Source organism: Streptomyces atratus (genome assembly GCF_014648655.1).
Lineage (GTDB): Bacteria > Actinomycetota > Actinomycetes > Streptomycetales > Streptomycetaceae > Streptomyces > Streptomyces atratus.
Map to the genome: position 1 here is coordinate 1 of NZ_BMRN01000202.1, position 898 is coordinate 898.

At 67.3% G+C, this 898-nt stretch carries 1 protein-coding gene; it reads left to right on the forward strand.

What is annotated here, in order from left to right; translation table 11 throughout:
- Positions 1–104: 104 nt before the first annotated feature.
- The coding region (gene istA, locus IEZ15_RS44090) for an IS21 family transposase (protein ID WP_189282535.1) at positions 105–898 on the forward strand (794 nt) is incomplete at its 3' end.

An 898-nucleotide genomic window follows, 5' to 3' on the forward strand; every position in this document is an offset into this window, starting at 1 on the left:
TCTCGGCGTCGCTTGAATTCTGACCCTCTGACGGCGGATCAAAAGTGACCCACTTGGTGGTCTTCGCCTGAACCTGATCTTGATGGAAGGTCAGGAGGGAGAGGGTGATCCTCGTGGAGGACTGGGCAGAGATCCGTAGGCTGCACCGGGCTGAGCAGATGCCGATCCGGGCAATCGCGCGGCATCTGGGCATCTCGAAGAACACGGTCAAGCGAGCCCTGGCCACGGACCGGCCGCCGAAGTACGAGCGCCCGTCTCAGGGGTCGGTCGTGGACGCGGTCGAGGTCCAGATCCGTGAGCTTTTGCGGGAGACTCCGACGATGCCGGCCACCGTGATCGCCGAGCGGATCGGGTGGGAACGCGGGATGACGGTCCTCAAGGACCGGGTGCGGGACCTGCGGCCTGCCTATGTGCCAGTCGATCCGGTCTCGCGCACGACGTATCGGCCCGGCGAGCTGGCCCAGTGCGATCTGTGGTTTCCCGAGGCGGACATCCCGCTCGGCTACGGTCAGAGCGGACGGCCGCCGGTGTTGGTGATGGTGTCCGGCTACTCGCGGGTGATCGCCGCGCGGATGCTGCCCTCGCGCACGACCGGCGATCTGATCGACGGGCACTGGCGGCTGCTCTCGGCCTGGGGCGCGGTGCCCAAGACGCTCGTCTGGGACAACGAATCCGGGGTCGGCCGCGGGAAGCTCACCGCCGAGTTTGCCGCGTTCGCGGGCCTGCTCGCCACGAAGATCCATCTGTGCCGGCCCCGTGATCCAGAAGCGAAAGGGCTGGTCGAGCGGGCCAACGGCTATCTGGAGACGAGTTTCCTTCCCGGCCGCACCTTCAGTGGCCCCGGCGACTTCAACACCCAGCTGACCGCCCGGCTGACCGTCGCCAACCGGCGTGTCCA